Below are 18202 nucleotides of genomic sequence, written 5' to 3' on the forward strand. Positions count from 1 at the left end.
TGGACAGTACTAGCACAGTGATAGGAGGGGCCTGACGGATATGCTGAAAATTATGATGATTTTTTAATACTGAACGGAGCGTTCTACTACGGCTTTTTGTTCATCAACCAGCCCAATGGTTTCATAGGCTTTTATAAGCCCGGACATCATATTGAGTGCGCCTGAATCATTATTAAGATGACAGCGTTGGCAGAATTCATGAGCGCGCGCAGCGAGTGCGACACAGTTCGCCGCCATGGTGGGTGAAGCGAACTCCGACCAACCTTGCTGATTATTAGGGCTTTCCCATTGAGTGCTGATTAGCTCAAGTACTTCCGCATTTAGCTTTGCAGATAGCGGCCAGTGGGCCCCCAGCGTGTCATACACCCAACCATGCCAGTCCAGCAGAAGCATATACTTGCCTATGGTTGCCATGCGCGCGCTACTCGCATTTTGCACCGTCAAGCATTTGGGGAGCCTTTCTATCTCAACGATCATAAGCGGCCATAACTTCATGAAACGCTCAACTTGAAAGGTCTGATTGTCTTCTTGCGTCAGATAGGAAAAATGCGATGCCTTAATATTTCTCATGCGTTCAGGTAATGAGGCAAACGTTGCAGCGTACTGGGTAATGATATTGTTTGGCACAGGGACATGTCGTAAGCCTTGACGTAGCTCACTCATCCAAGGCTTACGTTCTTCAGAGTTTTTCCATTGAGGAGGTGTGTCCCCCACTTCCAATAACAAAAAGGAGCACCAGGGCAAACGACCGCTGGCTAGTAACACAGGCACAGTAGGGATGACTCCATAACAATAGCCACCGACTTCACTCAATAGCGATATTTCATGAAGCGCTTCATTTTCCCGAGCAGGGATGTAGCACTTCAACAACCTATAGCGAGGGAAGCCATTGCTATCCACATCCCGAACCAACACGTGTGCGATGGCTCGCCCAGAAAGCAGGCGACACTGCAAAATTTCAGGATCGCGGTGGCAATAATGACACTCAACTAACCATGGCAATAGCCAACGTTGAAGCGTTGCTTGTTCAAAACGTTGTACAAAATCCGTGGTTGAAAAGAGAGATATCTGCTGGGAGCGAGGCAAAAGCAGCATATTAATCTGCTGAAAATACTTGATGATACTCAAGAAATTGACCAATCCATTAACACTGGCCGCCATTAATTGGCGCATTCCCAGCAGCAATATGAACAGTGTCAAGAGTGGACGCATCGTCCCATTGAAATAATCTAGGACAATAATTAAAAACCCTAACGCAAAGCTGATATTGATGACTGTCAGAACGTTGCCTTGCAACATATTCTGAATTTTCGTCACCCGCTCAAAGCGATAGTAAAAGCCAACGATCATCACCAGCCCCAACACACAAGTAACTGCTAATAGCGCTAGCAGAGGATGTAGAAGAGCGATTAAAAGACAGAAAAGCAGTGCAATCACCGTTGATGACAAAGCACCTATCACAATGCCTAACACGCGTTTGCCAAGTAATCGGTGGTTGGCAACTAACCGGGTTTTATTCAAATGACCAAGAATTAGGGTCGAAAAATGCGCAATGGCTTTTTTGACTAGCCATTGAAGTAAGGCGTAGGTGCAAAAGCAGAGCACTGCCAATGCGATTAATACCGCTATCTTGCCACCATGGTTATCCACCCTGGGAACCCAACCATCTATACGACTATGCCCGGTGATCAACACTTGAAGCAGTTGCCAGGGTAGCACTAGGCTTGCCAACAGCATGACCTGACTTACAATTTGTATTAGCAAGATAGTCAATACGCGCCAACGAAATGGCCACAATACCGCACGAGCTAACGCAGCCATCAGGTCGAGAACTTGATCTCCGTGAATCTCGTTTCTCTCACTGTTAGTCATTTGGTTGCTCATCGATCAATCATGGGTTCAATAAGTTGCATGAATGTGCGTAATTCGTCAGGTTGATCGGTTATCGGCATATATAGGGAAACAGCATGGTGCACTGCGGATAGGATGGCTCTATTGTGCCGCAGGTCACGCTGTTCTGCTTCTGCCCAACCATACACGGGCCATTGTTCTTGATGGGCCAGTGCCTCCCCCGCTTCATTTAGCGAGGAGAAAAGTAACGGTAGAAATGCGCTGCCATAACGCTCACTCACTGCCACTACTTGGCTGCCATCGTGATAGCGCATCTCTCTTAGTGCCTTTGGGATAGAGCTGTCGCCTTGAGGATCAAGCAGATAAAACAGTCTCTGCCAAAAGATTGTGGCGCCGTAGCTATCTTGCATTACTACTTCCAGCGCTTCGGCACTAGTAGGTAAGGGATCCCCTTTTTGTATATCCCCTCTAAGTAGCGATTCTGACCAGCGGGCTAACCCTTCATGCACCCAACCTTGCTTGAACATCATGTGTGCATTTTGATACAGATGAAATAACTCATGTGCAGGGGTTAAGTTTTCTGCTGCATTCACTTGACCACCTAGGGCCATGCGAATATGGCAATCAGACACTGCGGGGCTGCGTACCACTTCATCATACGCTTGCCCGCCGCGCACTTGGTCAGCACGCAACATCACAATAATGAAATTTGCACGCTGATAGCGTGGCATAAGTAAAGGTGGTGTGAGCCCCAATACTTCACGATAGAGTATATCGGCGGCTTCAAGCTGTATTTTCAAGTCATTAAGTCTTGTCGCGCTTAGCGGCACGCTCTGATCAGTTGCCTCGACAAAGAAGTGAATATGCTTCTCTATCCCCTCGGTTTGGTTCGGCTCACTTGCCACTACCTCAAGCGATCTGTCGCGCTGTAGATAATGGCACTCACCTGCTTCCGGGGTCGGCTGGGCAATCACTGGCGTTAACTTGCCGATCATGGCGCAAAGTATTATTAGTGCAACCCACCCACGCTGGTATGACGATAGCTGTTTAATCATGAGGTAGCTGAGAAAAAAGTGCGTGCAGTCCGATGCCATGGGACGCCTTAACAAACACGCTATCTTGAGGCACTAGATGGTCAGGCAATGCAGCTTCAAGAGCCTCAACATCGGCGAAGTGAAACACGCCAGAAGCCTCTCCACCCAGCAACGGCAACAACGCTTGGCAGTGCTTACCACAGAGCAGTATGCTTCTAGCTGATTGCGCAGCAAGGATTGGGGCAAGCTCCTGGTGCAAACGTTCTGACTCTGCCCCTAGCTCTAGCATATCGCCAATAATCAACAGCTTTTTATTGGCGTCCACAGGGAGTGAGGAGAAGGCCTCCAACGCCATACGCATCGATAGAGGATTGGCATTGTACGTTTCATCGTACAGAGTGATTGGCATCCCGTAGCAGTCTATAGCCCGCACCTCGCCCCGCCCTGCCACCGCTTGAAAAGATGCCAAACGGGATATGACGATGTCTAAAGGTAAATTATCTTGCCTAGCCACGGCTAATACTGCCATCGCATTCAGCAGCATATGTCGCCCAGCAGCACTCAAGCCAAGTTCATACACAACGCCATCACACATAATGCGACCGCTATTCCCTGCAAATTCAAGCATGCGTATGTCTGCGTCAGGATGTTCACCGAAACTGACCACCTGTAGGTGATAGCGCCTCGCCTGCTCAGCCAGATAAATATAGTGAGGCATATCACGGTAGAGAATAGCGATCCCATTGGGTGGCATACCCTGAAAAATAAGCGATTTCTTTCGGGCAATTTCGTCCAGAGATCGGTGATACACCAGATGCGATGCAGCAATATTAGTAACAATGGCGATGTCAGGGCGGGCAAGATCGGTATTCTGGGCCATGGAGCCAATGGCCATTTCAACCACCCAGTACGGTGCTTTTTGTGGCATCGAAGCCATGTTCCAAGCAATGCCTATCGGTAAGTTGGCACTGCCTTGCGTTTGTCCGACAGCACCGGTGTAGTTCAACACATGGGCTAGCATCGCTACTGCCGTTGTTTTACCTGCACTGCCGGTAACACCGATGACACGCCCAGCGTAATTCCGGCGCTGCCACTGACCTATCGCCAACGTCGCTGCACGCACATCAGCTACGTGCAGCACGGGCACACCGATATCACGATATGTCTCACGATCATCACAAATGACAGCGGAAGCACCTTTACTTACCAGAGACTTGACTGCGGCGAATGGCAAAAAACCTTTATCCATTTCTTTGCTACGAGCGACAACAACCTGCCCAGGTTGAAAAGATTTTGGCCAGCAGCATAGTCCTATCGCCTGCCAATCATCAGGCGGCACTGATGCCCATACTCCCTCAGTTGCTGAGGCGATGGCCTTGGCATCCAGCCGATTCCCTACTCGTGGCTTGACACTGGCATAGCTTGCCTCACGCAGCATCTGCTGGTACGCCACCAGCCCTGATAAGTAGTGCTCTACATCGTCTATCCTGACGCGAAAACTGTGATGACGAATAAAAAAGCCATCCACGATGGTCGCCGGGGCCTTAAAATACATAGCGACTTCCGGCCAGAAGAAACCGTTGAGTAGGTAATTCGCCCTGGCGTGAAGCGCACGGTAAAACGCATTGATATCAAAGCCGTTTAACACATCGGCTAAATCAGGGCGTGCCCCCAGCTTGAGCAGCGTTTTGTGAAACGCCATTGATAGTTCAAGCAACGTTGGAAACGTCGTGGCCCGCTTGTGAATAAAGTCGACATAACCAGTGATATTGCGCACCGCAAACGCAAAATACTTGCGCTCTGGACGATGCGTCACCAGTTCATTAGAGCAATACGCAAGCCAATGGTCGTGAGCATTTTCGTGACCACTAGCAATAAAGTAGTCAAATGCTTTGACCACACACTCCAGCCACCGGTTATTTCCGGTATGGTCGTAAAGCCGCATTAAGGCAAAAGCAGCTTCGCCATCGTAATAAATGATCCGTGTTTTTTCCTTAACCGATAAATCCGCAGCATTGAGCACGTGCACAAAGCTACCATCGGCTTCCTGCATTCTCGTCATCCCCTGCGCCAGCGCATCCGCCAAATCAGCATAGCGACCATCCCCCGTGACTTGGTGATATTTCACTAGTGCAAGAACAGCGACCGCATTGGCTCCCAGCTTGATAATGTCGCCTGCATCCACCACATAGGCAGCGCCTTGGCGATGAATAACGAACCTGGAACATAACCCCGAAAGCGCGCTAGTAATCTGCTGGCGTAAAATGTCTAGCTGCTCATTACTTAAAAGCCCTTGCTCCACACAGACTTCATAGCCTTCCAATAAGGCATAGGTACTACTGGCGTGGCGTAATACGTTGTAGGTGTTAATACGACGATCAAAGCAGGGAAAATAGCCATACACATAGCGGCCATCTTCATTTACTTGTTTGCCTAAGAAGCGGGTGGAACGTGCGATTAACTCGCCTGTGGATACCGCTGTTAGAGGAGGAGCTTCTCGCCTGCCCCAGCATCTCGGCTGAGTCTCCAGGGCATAAACGTTAGCATTTTCGCCACTAACATCCACAAATACGCCAGCGGTAGAAAAGCTCCAAGCTGGCATATTATCGGCAAAGTCTGGCATCTGACTTGAGCCATGACGCGCTTTTATATAGCGCTCTAGGTGAGCCTGATTAATATCAGCATGCGCCACCTGATTGCCTGCATACAAACAGGCATTAGCGTTAAGCTCCATCTCTGTTAGCAAGAGTCGAGGAAGCTTCTTGCCCACAAAGGCTAAGCCACTACGGAAATAGTTGCGCTTGTAACGCTTAATATCTTGTTTTAGGGCTTGCCATTGCCATTCACGCACGGCAAAAGGCCACTCCAACCGACACCACACTAATGGACGTGGGAACTTTCGCTCAAGCTGTTCTAGTGCCTGCTTCAACGCGGGGAGTAAGGCTGCCCAATTGCCTGTCTGTAAGTCGCACAAATCAAGCTGCACAGAAGCAACTTGAGCGCGCTCATAGCCATCGCTTACAGAGATCAGCATTAGCTGAACAAACTCTGCTGGCTGCGCATGCCGGTTCAACCACATAGGCATCACCGTTTCGCCGATACCATCTAAAGCATGCGCTAAGTCAACCTGTCGGGCAGCCTGTATAGCTTTCCCAGCACCCTGCTGACGTTGTATAAGCGAGCTAGGCAGTGAATAACGTTTATTATCGGGCATTCAAATGCTCAAAAATATGGGCTAATGCAAAAGCCTGAAGTTTAGCGTTTTCGTGCTAACACCTTTCGATACATCGCTTACATTCAGGCATGATCATTAGAGTCGTTCTGAAAAACTCTCAGCAACGGGCGCTAACTTCAGAATTAACTGCAGGCGGTCACGAACGGATAGCTTCTTAAATATGGCGCTTAAGTGGGCTTTTACCGTGCGCTCAGTAATATCTAATTGGCGAGCAACTTCTTTGTTGGTTGCACCACGTGTAACGGCTAACGCTACGCCCCGCTCGCGCTCCGTGAGCAGGTTCAAATATTCGCTGTGTTGATAACTTTCACCATTCTGACGATTTTGCAGGGCCTTAAATGTCCCGCCCATCACTTTCGCAAGCAACTCTTGGCCCACCCATACGCCTTGATTAGACACCACAAGAGCCACTTGCTTAAGCACATCAGGTGCCGCCAGTGTGTGCACGTAGCCACGCGCCCCAAGGTCAAGCGCCTTCAATGCCTCGCGATCATTAGGTGCATAGCTGAGTAACACCACAATTGCCTTTTTTGCGGCTATCGTCGGAATCAACTCATCCCAGTTTTCGACCATCGTTGTTAGCCAGACCACGTCACCTGACTGTATCTGGTACAACACTTTATCTGGCGTGGTGGCTGTGCTTACAGGAAAAGCACTTTCCCAGCGTGCCTTGAGGCTACCATCCGTTGTTACAAACCAATGTTTCATTAGCGCTCCCCCATGGAATCTCGCCACGCCCTCAAAACAGGTTTTAGTAAGAACTGCATAACCGTTCTTTTGCCTGTGACAATATCTACCTGTGCCGTCATCCCTGGTATAACCTGAAGCCGATCGGCAATGCTTTCATCTTGCAAACTACGAACACGTACCAAGTAAAAGGTATTACCTTCTTCATCCGTAATCGTATCTGCGCTGATGTGATCAAGCTCAGCCTGCAAACCGCCGTAAATAGCATAGTCATAGGCAGTGAGCTTAATCGTTGCTGGCTGACCAGGGTGGAGAAAAGCAATATCTTGGGGAGCAATACGGGCTTCAACCAGTAGTTGATCATCGCTAGGTACGATATCCAATACTTCTTGCCCTGGCTGGACCACCCCGCCAATCGTACTGATATGAATACGCTGAATCACACCATCGACAGGCGAGCGTATTTCGGTAAGTCGCACCCTGTCCTGAAGCCCCGTGCCTGACTGCTGAAGTGCATTTAAGTCGCCTAACGTCTGAGCAAGCTCATTTCGCCACTCACTTCTACGTTCGGCACCTAGCTCAAGTAGCTGCCCCTCTGCTTCTTCTACTCCCGCTTCCAGACGTGAAACAGCAGCGGCAGCTTGATTGCGCTCACCGGTGGCACGCGATACTTCACGCTGTAAGCGCAATACCTCCACTTCTGAAACAGCACCTGAGGCGAGTAGTGGGCGCGTTAGGTTAAGCTCTTGCCCTGCCATACTTGCTTCACGCTGGGCCGTATCACGACGTGCCTGCGCTTCCCGAAGCTCCTCTCGACGTTGCCGAATACGATCGTTGAGCACGTTTTCTTGTTCGCGTAGCTCTTCGCGGCGGCTTTCATACACTTCTCGTTCCTGCATCACGATACTAGGCACTTCTTGACGCAGCTCTTCAGAAGGCTCAAATGCTGTTCCAGCGGCTAACGCCCGCAGCCGTTCTGCTCGTGCTTCAAGTGCAAAACGCTGAGCACGGTTTTCGCGAAAATCAGAAACAAACCGCGTTGGGTCAATTTGCATTAACACTTCACCAGCGCTGACCACCTGCCCTTCTCGCACCATGATCTGTTCTATCACACCGCCGTCAAACGACTGGATGCGCTGCAATTGGCTTGCCGGAATAACGCGCCCTGCACCACGGGTTACTTCGTCGATGGCAGCAACCGATGCCCAAACCACCAGCACAATGATGGTTAATAAAACAGTGTAGAGAAATAGCCGCGCACGTATGGGCTCTTGCTGCATACGCGCCCAATCAGTGTCGCTTGCCCAATCACGATTAAGATGCGCAGAGGTGACACGGCGAGCAAAGAGACGGTCCATAAAAGGACGAAACGGCTTCTTCCCTTTCTCAGAAAATCGGCCAATGGCCTCAAAGCCTTTTTGCTCACTCGTGGAGGTGGTTTTTTTCGCCATTATGACGCCCTCCCGATCTGGCCTTTACGCAATGCCTCTACAACCGTATCGCGAGGACCATCCGCCACTACTTTTCCAGCATCCATAACAATGATGCGATCAACGAGGGATAGCAGCGATGTACGATGAGTAACAACTAGAATGGTTTTTCCTGGCGCAACACTCGTTAGATTCGCTTTAAACGCTTCCTCACTAGCGTTATCCATTGAGCTGGTTGGCTCATCAAGCAGCAATATTGGTGGGTCTTGGACCACGGCCCTTGCGATGGCTACTGCTTGTTTTTGCCCGCCTGAAAGCGCCTGCCCTCGTTCACCCACCTCAAGATCAACGCCTTTAGGATGGCTGTTAACCAGTGATTCAAGGCCAGCAATTTCGATCGCCCGAAGTAACGCCTCATCATCAACTCGGTCGTTTCCACCACCCGCGACAATATTATCCCGCAGCGTGCCAGCGAATAGGCTGACGTCCTGAGGCACATAGCCAATATGACGACGAAGTTGCAGAGGATCTAACTGACGAATATCAACGCCATCCACCAGCACCGCGCCGGATGTGGGCTGATAAAAACCAAGTACCAGTTTGTTCAACGATGATTTTCCACAGCCAATACGGCCGAGTAACGCGACCTTTTCACCGGCTTTGATAGAAATCGAGACATCACGCAATGCCTCTCTTTCTTCATTGGGATAGCGCAAGGTGACTTTCTCTAAGCGGATGCTGCCAGTAAAGTTGGGCTTTTCGACATACGCTTTGCCTTCATGACGCTCCACACTTTTAGCCATTACGCCATTTAACGACTCCAGGGCCGTTGACGACTGATGATATTGAGCCAGTAAAGCAGCCGCTTGACTGACGGGCGCCATTGCTCGTGAAGAGAGCATGTAGGCAGCAATCAAACCGCCCTGAGTCAAGTTACCTTCAATAATTTGATAGACACCGATGATAATGACGCATACGGCCACGCTGTGCTGAGCCCACTGGGCAACGCTTGAAACCGAGGTACTCACCATTTTTAGCTGAGCGCCGGTTCTCGATAAAAAGGCGGATGCTTTTTCCCAGTGGCGTTGAATACGGCTTTCTGCTCGCAACGCCTTAACGTTTTCTAATTGGGAAACAGATTCCACCAACAAGGCGTTACGCTGCGCCCCCACTTCCCAGGTCGTTTGTGAAAGCTCGTGCAGCTTACCTTGTGCTGCAAGGGCATATAACAGCACGAAAACGATACCAACGAGCACAGGTAACACAAGCCAAGGATTGATGAGTGCAATGATGGCCGCGAAAAGTAGTACAAAGGGTAAATCGACGATACCAAGGATAGTTGCAGAGCCAATAAATGCTCGCACCGATTCGAAAGATTGAAGCGTTGAGGTAAAAGACCCCGTCGACGCTGGCCGCTCTTCTAAACGCAAGCCTAACGTTTTCGCCATAATCGACGATGAAAGCTTTACGTCTGCCCGGCTGGCTGCCAAATCAACAAAGCTGCTACGCATTAAGCGCAGCGCCAAGTCAAAACACAGCACGATGAAAATACCGATTGCTAGCACCCAAAGCGTTTCAGTGGCCTGATTGGGGACAACACGGTCATAAACGTTCAACACAAACAGCGGCATCGCCAGCGCAAACAAGTTGATCGCTACTGAACCAAGAACGATGTCGCGATAGAGGCGTCGATTTTCACGAATAACGCCCCAAAACCAGTGCTGATCTCGGCGTTTTTTAACACCAGGCTCAGAGGTACTGTCGGCCCTAAACTTTGGCCGCACGTAAATAGCTTCACCGCTGTACCCCGCGTGAAGCTCTTCTAGCGATATTTCCGTATCAGCCTCAGACAGCTCAGGAAAAATTACTTTTGCTTTTTGCTGCTTGAGATCCAGCCCGAGCAACACACAAGCACGCCCTGGTTCCAGCAATAAAATTGCCGGAAACAGCGCAGGATTTAGCGCCGAGAGCTTACTTTTCACAATATGCGCAGTAAGCCCAGCTCGCGAGGCTGCCCGCCCAAAGACAGAAGGAATCAATTTTCCTTGCTCTAAAGGCAGGCCCGCTTTTAAGGCCTCGGATGACACTTCGTGCTGATAATATGAAGCAACTGCCTTTAAACACTCCAGTAGCTCATCGTGTTCTTCCTGACCATCGCTGCGGTCAGTCCGAGATACTTCCAGCTTACGTTGCGTCACTGAGACCTCATCATCCTAATGAATTCGTCGGAAAAAACATTCACTGAAGCTTCACCAGTGGGCATGCCTAATGCGACGACCTTACGGCCGCCGCTCATCAGCAATTAAATGCCACTGGTAAAATCTTCAAGGGTGAACCCACGCGGCCCATCGACGGCGCACGCCATCTCTGCGCGAGACGAAGCGTCCTCATAGCCAAGCTCGTCAAGACTAGGAATATCATCACGGGCTACTTGTAGGGTTTGCATTAGCTGCCCCATCGACGCCAGAGTTCGTGCTTGAGCCAGCGTTAAGTCAAACTGCGCGTTCGCATAGGCACGACTCGCTTCAAAATACTCGTTCTCACTGTCCAGCACGTCTAAAAGCGTGCGCTGGCCAATATCGAATTGCTGTTGATAAGCACCACGAACACGGTCAATTGACTGCCGGTGTTCGTTTAAATACTCCAACTGTTCGTTGAGACGCTGCGTGTCGTTATAAGCGATTTGTGTTGTTTGTCTAACATTGGTACACGCTGTTTCGCGCTGACTATCAGCTTCTTCAATTCGTGTCGTTGCCGCGTTAAAGGCAGCATAGTCAGAACCACCCCGGTAAAGATTCATACTCGCAACGAGCTGAATACTGTGCTCATCACGACGACCACCCACGGAATCGTCTTGGTTATTAGTGCCGGTACGTCCTTGAATATCTAGGCGAGGCATAAAGGCAGCGCGGGCACCTTCACGCTCAGCGCGTTGCACCGCGATATTCTCAATTGCCGCATGAAACTCAGGATTCCCCTGAAACGCCAGCTCAATGGCTTGGCTGACATCTGCGGGAAGTTCAGCGGCAAGAGACGGCGCGGGCGCCATATTTTGTGCTGGCAGCGCACCAACAATTCGTTGGAAGCGAGCAGTAACATCGTGAAGGTTTGACGCTTCCGACATTAGGTTTGATTCGGCTAATGCTAAGCGGCCACTGATCTGTTCAAGGTCAACACCCCGCCCTGCACCAGAAAGCGCACGCTCTTCAATCTGAGCAAATACCCGCTGATGTTCACGGTAGTTATCCTGCGCTAAACGCACCAACTCACGATAGCGCAACACATCCAGATAGGTACGAAAAGCCTCAAGCGTTATTTCTTCACTGACGCCTAAAAGCTCGAAATAGGCGACCAGGCGAGCACGATCTAAGCGCTCAACCTCACTGCGAGTTGCAAAGCCATCGAAAACCATCTGGGTTAAGGTCAGCTCAGCAAAATCACTGTCGTAGCTGCCACGCCCATCATTTTGCTGATCTTGCCTGCCGACACCCGCACTGACATCGATCGAGGGCAAATAGCCGCCTTGTGCAACACGGATATCACTGCCAGAGGCACTAAAATTGGCCCAGGATGCATTTACCTGTGGATTGGTAACGATAGCCTGCTGAATGGTGCTCGACAGATCGGTGGTACCCGGCGCGTAAAGCGTCGCTGGTAATGACTGAGCCAAAGCAGAGAGAGGGAGACAAGCCAGAGTAGTAACCGTAAGCGGTCGAATAGCGCGCTGTAAAAACAAAGTTTTTAGTGTCGTTTTAATACCGTCTTTCATCGCCATAGATCCCTAATGAATATTTACGCTGCTGAAGAAATAGCTGCTAAACGCCACCAACCCTGGGGCACCCTTGACTCTCTTGCTTCGCCCTCTGGTCAATACCTCATACTAATTAGTATTGATACGACTCAGTGATACGAATTAGCGCATTTACTTAGCTTAATTTAATAGCATTAGCTGTAAAGCTAATACTATGAAGCCAAGAGTCACAAAATTTTACAATAAAAATCCTAAAAAAACATTACAAAGCATTTTTTTGCTCTTTCAAAGGGCTGATTTTTTTAAGAGCGAGGCTTTAAGAAGAGCCAAGCTATAGAACTAGGCTTTCGAAGATTGCAGCTGCTGCAGCGCCAGCCCTGAAAGGATGAGCATCAACCCTACCAACGTGGATGCTAACAATGGTTCATTAACAACCAGGTAGAGCAGCAGCAGCGAGACAGGTGGGGAAAGAAAGATCAGATTAGACACCTTGGCCGTACGCGAGACCTTGCGCACCGCCATCTGCCAAAGAATAAAAGCGACTCCCATTTCGAAAAGGCCGACGTAGACACCTGCGCCTAAGGCTTGCCAGCCATGCCAACTAAACCCTGGCCCGGCTATCAATAACAGCGTTAAAACAGGCAAACCGACGCTGAAATTTTGCCATTGCGCAATTAAGGGCGCTCTTTTATCCCGTGCGTTGAGTAGCCAGTAGAGCGCCCATAACAGCGTCGATACAAGTGCAAAAACGACGCCAAGCGGGTCTGCGAAATCAACATTGAAAACGTTGCCGCGGGTAGCTATCACCCAGACCCCCGCGTAGGCAATAAGCCCCGCAACCACATCCATTCGCGTGAGCCGTTGCCCTAGGATCGGTACCGCTAGAAGCGCCATTGCCAGCGCCCAAGTATAGTTGAGCGCCATTGCCTCTTGCCCAGGCAGCCTATCGTACGCGGCAAACAGCACCAGATAATAGGCAACAGGATTCATCAACCCAGCCCAGGCCGCAGTACGCCAGCCATGACGAAGAGCTTCTGTTAAATGCCCTTGCTTCACTACCAGCACGAACATGAACGCCCAAGACACAAGGGCCGCGAGCCACATCAACTCAAGCGGACTCATCCAGGCAAGAGCAACCTTAAACGCAGTAGCAACCGTCGACCATAGCGCCACCGCTCCAAGACCATACAACACGGCTTGACGATCTTGGCTCATCGGTCGATATGTCCTAAATCTCGAGCTGGCTCGATCTTATCCCGCACGCGTTGCTTTAGGGCTTTGATATCAGGAAAGCCACCATCGCGCTTTCTTTCCCATAGCAATGCATCGTCGCACCATATTTCAAAGGTGCCACCATGAGAGGGAGACAATGCAACCTCTGCAAGGCTTTCACCAAAGGTTGAAAGCAGTTCTTGAGCATACCAAGCACTGCGCAATAACCACTGGCACTGCGTGCAGTAACGTATTTGAATGCGTGACATACAGGGGTTCCTAAACGTTTTAATGTGGCATCCTTGTTTTTCATTCTGTCACCTTACATTAGCAACTGCCAAGGGAACGCAATGACCAAGCAACATGTTTCTCAAACCCGTGTGTACGAGTGGCTGACAGGTGATGATGACAGCCGAATGTGCGATGACATTCCCGATGAGGCATGCCATGAGCAACCGCATAACTTTTTTCTGCATCTTGGCGCCTCGTTAGGCAATAAACTCGCTGACGAGGTCTCCAGCGCCCGCTTGGTATTGCCTTGGTTAATGGGCATTATTGGTGCCCCCGTATGGATGGTTGGCCTACTGGTACCTATACGCGAAGCAGGCGCCCTGTTACCACAACTGTTTGTGGCTGGCTTTATTCGCTTAAAACCAACGCGTAAATGGGTATGGGTAGCAGGCGCGTTGATACAGGCATTGGCAGCATTAGCGTTAGCACTGCTGGCACTCGTGGGCAGCGGATCTTTAGGGGGCGCGATGGTGCTAAGTGCACTGGTGTTGCTATCGCTGGCCAGAGGACTCTCATCCATAGCAACAAAAGATGTGTTGGGTAAAACCATCGCTAAGCGACGCCGTGGAACCTTAATGGGATGGAGTGGCAGCGTAGCAGGCGCCGCAACCCTGGTAGCTGGCGGCGTTCTGATGTGGTTTGGCGACCAGCCCGGCAACGTAGCACTCGCTATTTTACTGGTTGTTGCCGCCGCAGGATGGCTACTAAATGCCGTGAGTGCGGCGCGCATAGCGGAAGTACCCGGCGCTGTGGAAGGCGGGGAAAATGCATGGGACAGCATTAAGCTAGGGCTTTCTTTACTCAAAGAAGATCGCAATTTTCTAAATTTCAATCTGGCTCGCGCCCTGCTTCTCTCCAGCGCACTGGCACTCCCCTACTTAGCTCTACTCGGTCAACAACAAAGCGGTACTAACTTAGGAGGCCTTGGCCTGCTGGTAGTGGTATCAGGCATTGCTGCGATGGTGGCAAGCCCTGTATGGGGAAAGCGAGCAGACCAATCGAGTCGCCGTGTGATGAGAGATGCGGCCACCGGGACCGCCATTTGCTGTCTGCTGGGCGCAAGCCTGGCATGGTTCCCAAGCCAGTGGAGTGAAAGCGTTTGGCCTTATGCGATTATTTACGCCCTTCTGGTTATCGTTCATCACGGCGTACGACTAGGCCGTAAAACCTACTTAGTCGACATTGCCACGCAGGAGAATCGCGCGCTGTATGTGGCACTATCTAACACCTTGACAGGGGTGTTGATGCTGGTGGTAGGCGGGATAATCGGTGGGTTGGCTCAGTGGCTTGGTAGCGCTCCGCTGTTGTTAATACTCGCTGGGACAGCACTCTGTGCAATGTTATCGGCCCAACAATTACCTGAGGCAGAATAGCGCTGTCGATTGCAATGCATCACAACGCTCGCCATGATGGTAGGTAATTAGCGGTGATTAGCTGGGTTTTTGCTATTCTACCTTTATTAAGCAATATGAAATGCCGCTTAGCTCCGCGTTGATGGACAGCGCCATAGCTACGGAAGAACGAGAGCAGCAACAGGAACCCATTGATGAAACGATCTCCTTTGATCAGCCCTGAGTTACTCGAACGCATTGTTGACGCTTCCGAGGATGGCATCGTCGTTGCAGAGCAAGAAGGCGACGAAAACATTCTTATCTACGTCAACAAAGGATTCGAACGTCTCACAGGCTACAGTGCAGATGAAATTCTTTATCGCGACTGCCGTTTTTTGCAAAACGAAGACCGTGACCAAGATGCGCTGACCTCTATCCGCGAAGCGCTGAAAGAGGGTCGCCCTTCTCGTGAAGTACTGCGCAATTATCGCAAAGACGGCACCATGTTCTGGAACGAGCTCTCCATTACACCCGTTTATGACGAAGCTGATAACTTGATGTACTACATCGGCGTACAGAAAGATGTGACGGAACGCGTAGAAGCACAGCAAGCCTTGGCCGCCCTTCAGAAGCGCCAAGAACTGACAGAATAAATAAAAACGACAATAAAGTAGCCTCAGGGGCTTGAACTTCAACCTAAGTGGCGGTATATAGCGGCTAAGCGCATAAAAGCGCTAGGCGCTTCTTGTTTCATCTATCGATTGAAAGAAGAGGCCGTTGTGATGCCGGTGCGCCGGCTTGGGTTGGAGGGCATACCATGAGCCGTGACCCCTTAAATCGTGAATCTTATACCAGTGATGCAATCGATGCCGATGAGTTCGATAACTTAGACGCTGTAAACGATGACCATTACGGCAAAAGCAAACCCAGCAAAGCAGATACGCTTCGCGCCCGCCGCCAAGTAGAAGCATGGCTTGAAGAGCGCCGTTTGCAGCGCGCTATTGAAGATGATTGGGATGAAGAGGAATAACCTGATCGCCTCAATCACTTTCATTGATTAGCAGCTTAGTTACGATGTCTAGTTACTCACCGTAATTGTCGCGCACGGAGCCTTCACTAGGCTGCTGATCAACGTATCAAAACGACTTATCTTCTGTGCTTCTGGCCTTTGCCCGCGCGGAGCACTATCATCTTAGCCCTACGCCAGCACACAGCTGCGACTCTTTTCTCCAACAACCTAACGGATTTCCATGGCGCAATACGTATTCACCATGAACCGGGTTGGCAAAGTTGTGCCGCCCAAAAAGCAAATTCTCAAGGATATTTCGCTATCGTTCTTCCCTGGCGCCAAAATTGGCGTACTTGGCTTGAACGGTTCCGGTAAGTCCACACTGCTACGCATTATGGCCGGTGTCGATAAAGAGTTTGAAGGTGAAGCTCGTCCGATGCCTGGTATTAATGTGGGCTACCTTCCCCAGGAGCCACAGCTTGATGACGAAAAGAACGTCCGCGATACGGTAGAAGAGGCGTTAGGCGCCATAAAAGAAGCTCAGGAAAAATTGGATGCGGTTTATGCCGCGTATGCCGAGCCTGATGCAGATTTTGATGCCCTAGCGAGCGAACAAGCACGCCTTGAAAACATTATCGAAGCCGCCGATGCGCATAACCTTGAGCGTAAGCTGGAAGTTGCTGCTGAAGCGCTGCGTCTGCCGCCCTGGGATGCCAAAGTAGGCAATCTTTCTGGGGGCGAGCGCCGCCGTGTAGCGCTGTGCCGCCTGCTGCTTTCAAGCCCCGATATGCTCTTACTCGACGAGCCTACCAACCACTTGGATGCTGAATCCGTTGCTTGGTTAGAGCGCTTCTTGCACGACTATAACGGCACTGTCGTGGCCATCACCCACGACCGTTACTTCCTGGACAACGTTGCCGGATGGATTCTGGAACTTGACCGCGGCCAAGGCATTCCTTTTGAAGGCAACTACTCTCAGTGGCTGGAGCAGAAAGAACAGCGTCTGAATCAAGAAGCCAAACAGGAAGTATCGCGCCAGAAAGCTATCAAGCAAGAGCTTGAGTGGGTGCGCAGCAACACTAAAGGACGCCAAGCAAAGAGCAAGGCGCGCCTTAATCGCTTTGAAGAGATGCAGTCTGGCGACTTCCAAAAACGTAATGAAACGAACGAGATCTATATTCCACCTGGCCCGCGCCTGGGTGATAAGGTCATCGAGTTTCATAACGTGACCAAGCGATTTGATGACAAACTGCTCTACCAGGATCTCTCCTTTACCATTCCTCAGGGGGCGATTGTAGGGATTGTAGGTGGTAACGGGGCTGGTAAATCAACACTGTTCAAGCTAATCACCGGCCAAGAACAGCCGGATGCTGGCGAAGTAGTGATTGGTGAGACTGTTGATATTGCGTACGTTGAGCAGTTGCGCGACGCGCTTGACGACAAACAAACTGTTTGGGAAGCCGTCTCTGACGGACAGGATATTCTAAACATTAACGGCTATGAAGTTTCTTCGCGCGCCTACGTTGGCCGCTTTAACTTTAAGGGCAACGATCAACAGAAGCGCCTAGATGAGCTTTCTGGTGGTGAACGCGGTCGCCTTCAGCTTGCCCAAACGCTCAAACAAGGCGCGAACGTACTGCTGTTAGATGAACCTTCAAACGATCTGGACATCGAGACCTTACGCGCCCTGGAAGAAGCGCTACTGGCCTTCCCAGGCTGCGCAATGGTGATTTCTCACGATCGCTGGTTCTTAGACCGTATCGCTACGCACATCCTCGCCTTTGAAGGCGATTCTGAAGTCGTCTTCTTCGATGGTAACTACACCGAATATGAAGAAGACCATAAAAAGCGCGTGGGTAACGACACGCCTAAGCGGATGAAGTATAAGCGCATCGACGCCTAACGATTTGTTGCTATACCGCTAGTACGTAAAAAGCCCCTTGTACGCTAAAAACGCACAGGGGCTTTTGCTTTTGTTGGGCTATAAAATAAATAGAACCTGCTATCAGCCTGCCGGCCAAGTAAACTGCCGACCTCCCAATAAATGCATATGAATGTGATAAACCGTCTGACCACCCATTTCATTACAATTCATCACCACACGATATCCATCTTCCGAGAAGCCTTGTTGCTTGGCCAGCTGTGCGGCAGTGTGCTGCAAACGCCCAACCAAGGCTAGGTCTTCAGGGGCAATATCGTTAAGCGTAGCAATATGCTTTTTAGGAATGATCAACTGATGCGTTGGCGCCTGAGGGCTAATATCATTGAACGCGAGCACATGCTCATCTTCAAACACGATATCTGCGGGAATTTCGCGGTTTATGATTTTGCAAAACAGGCAATCCATACGGCCTCCTTCATTTTTGTAAGT

General features: G+C 50.4%; 14 protein-coding genes. 4 read left to right on the plus strand and 10 right to left on the minus strand.

From position 1 onward, the window contains the following. Positions 1 to 63: 63 nt before the first annotated feature. The 9 genes from B6A39_RS12825 to B6A39_RS12865 form a co-directional block, all read right to left on the minus strand. Positions 64 to 1872 carry an ABC transporter ATP-binding protein gene (locus tag B6A39_RS12825; protein WP_232318706.1) on the minus strand — a complete coding sequence of 603 codons (1809 nt, stop codon included), beginning with the start codon at positions 1870 to 1872 and terminating at the stop codon, positions 64 to 66. An 8-nt stretch (positions 1873 to 1880) separates the two neighbouring features. After that, a complete protein-coding gene (locus B6A39_RS12830) occupies positions 1881 to 2846 on the minus strand; it encodes a hypothetical protein (RefSeq protein WP_232318707.1) in 966 nt (321 codons plus the stop codon). A 52-nt stretch (positions 2847 to 2898) separates the two neighbouring features. Continuing rightward, entirely contained in the window at positions 2899 to 6099 is a 3201-nt protein-coding gene (locus tag B6A39_RS12835; RefSeq protein WP_083006308.1) for a UDP-N-acetylmuramoyl-tripeptide--D-alanyl-D-alanine ligase, read from the minus strand. A gap of 96 nt (positions 6100 to 6195) precedes the next feature. Next, positions 6196 to 6828 carry a response regulator transcription factor gene (locus B6A39_RS12840; protein ID WP_083006310.1) on the minus strand — a complete coding sequence of 211 codons (633 nt, stop codon included), beginning with the start codon at positions 6826 to 6828 and terminating at the stop codon, positions 6196 to 6198. Beyond that, entirely contained in the window at positions 6828 to 8258 is a 1431-nt protein-coding gene (locus tag B6A39_RS12845; protein WP_083006312.1) for an HlyD family type I secretion periplasmic adaptor subunit, read from the minus strand. The genes B6A39_RS12840 and B6A39_RS12845 overlap by 1 nt, the downstream gene beginning before the upstream one ends. Further along, positions 8258 to 10435: a type I secretion system permease/ATPase gene (locus B6A39_RS12850; RefSeq protein WP_083006314.1), complete on the minus strand. Its 2178-nt coding sequence runs from the start codon at positions 10433 to 10435 to the stop codon at positions 8258 to 8260. Before B6A39_RS12850 ends, B6A39_RS12845 begins: the two co-directional genes overlap by 1 nt. Positions 10436 to 10539: 104 nt before the next feature. Next, positions 10540 to 12006, minus strand: a complete 1467-nt coding sequence (locus B6A39_RS12855; RefSeq protein ID WP_083006316.1) for a TolC family outer membrane protein — start codon at positions 12004 to 12006, stop codon at positions 10540 to 10542. A 321-nt stretch (positions 12007 to 12327) separates the two neighbouring features. Beyond that, positions 12328 to 13203 carry a DMT family transporter gene (locus B6A39_RS12860; protein WP_083006318.1) on the minus strand — a complete coding sequence of 292 codons (876 nt, stop codon included), beginning with the start codon at positions 13201 to 13203 and terminating at the stop codon, positions 12328 to 12330. Further along, entirely contained in the window at positions 13200 to 13469 is a 270-nt protein-coding gene (locus B6A39_RS12865; RefSeq protein ID WP_083006320.1) for a SelT/SelW/SelH family protein, read from the minus strand. The genes B6A39_RS12860 and B6A39_RS12865 overlap by 4 nt, the downstream gene beginning before the upstream one ends. An 81-nt stretch (positions 13470 to 13550) precedes the next feature. Between B6A39_RS12865 and B6A39_RS12870 the strand changes: the two genes are divergently transcribed. The 4 genes from B6A39_RS12870 (at position 13551) to ettA (ending at position 17734) form a co-directional block, all read left to right on the plus strand. Next, positions 13551 to 14864 (plus strand): MFS transporter, encoded by a 1314-nt coding sequence (locus B6A39_RS12870; RefSeq protein WP_083006322.1) that lies wholly within the window; start codon positions 13551 to 13553, stop codon positions 14862 to 14864. 173 nt (positions 14865 to 15037) lie between these two features. Beyond that, positions 15038 to 15475 carry a PAS domain S-box protein gene (locus B6A39_RS12875; RefSeq protein ID WP_083006324.1) on the plus strand — a complete coding sequence of 146 codons (438 nt, stop codon included), beginning with the start codon at positions 15038 to 15040 and terminating at the stop codon, positions 15473 to 15475. Positions 15476 to 15639: 164 nt separating this feature from the next. Beyond that, positions 15640 to 15852 (plus strand): PA3496 family putative envelope integrity protein, encoded by a 213-nt coding sequence (locus B6A39_RS12880; RefSeq protein WP_038476896.1) that lies wholly within the window; start codon positions 15640 to 15642, stop codon positions 15850 to 15852. A gap of 220 nt (positions 15853 to 16072) precedes the next feature. Next, positions 16073 to 17734, plus strand: a complete 1662-nt coding sequence (ettA, locus tag B6A39_RS12885; protein WP_083006326.1) for an energy-dependent translational throttle protein EttA — start codon at positions 16073 to 16075, stop codon at positions 17732 to 17734. 102 nt (positions 17735 to 17836) lie between these two features. Here ettA and B6A39_RS12890 read toward each other — a convergent pair whose 3' ends face one another. After that, on the minus strand, positions 17837 to 18178 hold the full coding sequence (locus B6A39_RS12890; RefSeq protein ID WP_083006328.1) for a histidine triad nucleotide-binding protein: 342 nt from the start codon (positions 18176 to 18178) through the stop codon (positions 17837 to 17839). Positions 18179 to 18202: the final 24 nt, after the last annotated feature.

Source organism: Halomonas sp. GT (assembly GCF_002082565.1).
Classification (GTDB): Bacteria; Pseudomonadota; Gammaproteobacteria; order Pseudomonadales; family Halomonadaceae; genus Vreelandella.

Bases quoted from the DNA above. Each gene is read 5' to 3' on its own strand.
- B6A39_RS12825 (WP_232318706.1), bottom strand. From the start codon at position 1,872: ATGACTAACAGTGAGAGAAACGAGATTCACGGAGATCAAGTTCTCGAC.
- B6A39_RS12830 (WP_232318707.1), bottom strand. From the start codon at position 2,846: ATGATCGGCAAGTTAACGCCAGTGATTGCCCAGCCGACCCCGGAAGCA.
- B6A39_RS12835 (WP_083006308.1), bottom strand. From the start codon at position 6,099: ATGCCCGATAATAAACGTTATTCACTGCCTAGCTCGCTTATACAACGT.
- B6A39_RS12840 (WP_083006310.1), bottom strand. From the start codon at position 6,828: ATGAAACATTGGTTTGTAACAACGGATGGTAGCCTCAAGGCACGCTGG.
- B6A39_RS12845 (WP_083006312.1), bottom strand. From the start codon at position 8,258: ATGGCGAAAAAAACCACCTCCACGAGTGAGCAAAAAGGCTTTGAGGCC.
- B6A39_RS12855 (WP_083006316.1), bottom strand. From the start codon at position 12,006: ATGAAAGACGGTATTAAAACGACACTAAAAACTTTGTTTTTACAGCGC.
- B6A39_RS12860 (WP_083006318.1), bottom strand. From the start codon at position 13,203: ATGAGCCAAGATCGTCAAGCCGTGTTGTATGGTCTTGGAGCGGTGGCG.
- B6A39_RS12865 (WP_083006320.1), bottom strand. From the start codon at position 13,469: ATGTCACGCATTCAAATACGTTACTGCACGCAGTGCCAGTGGTTATTG.
- B6A39_RS12870 (WP_083006322.1), top strand. From the start codon at position 13,551: ATGACCAAGCAACATGTTTCTCAAACCCGTGTGTACGAGTGGCTGACA.
- B6A39_RS12875 (WP_083006324.1), top strand. From the start codon at position 15,038: ATGAAACGATCTCCTTTGATCAGCCCTGAGTTACTCGAACGCATTGTT.
- B6A39_RS12880 (WP_038476896.1), top strand. From the start codon at position 15,640: ATGAGCCGTGACCCCTTAAATCGTGAATCTTATACCAGTGATGCAATC.
- ettA (WP_083006326.1), top strand. From the start codon at position 16,073: ATGGCGCAATACGTATTCACCATGAACCGGGTTGGCAAAGTTGTGCCG.
- B6A39_RS12890 (WP_083006328.1), bottom strand. From the start codon at position 18,178: ATGGATTGCCTGTTTTGCAAAATCATAAACCGCGAAATTCCCGCAGAT.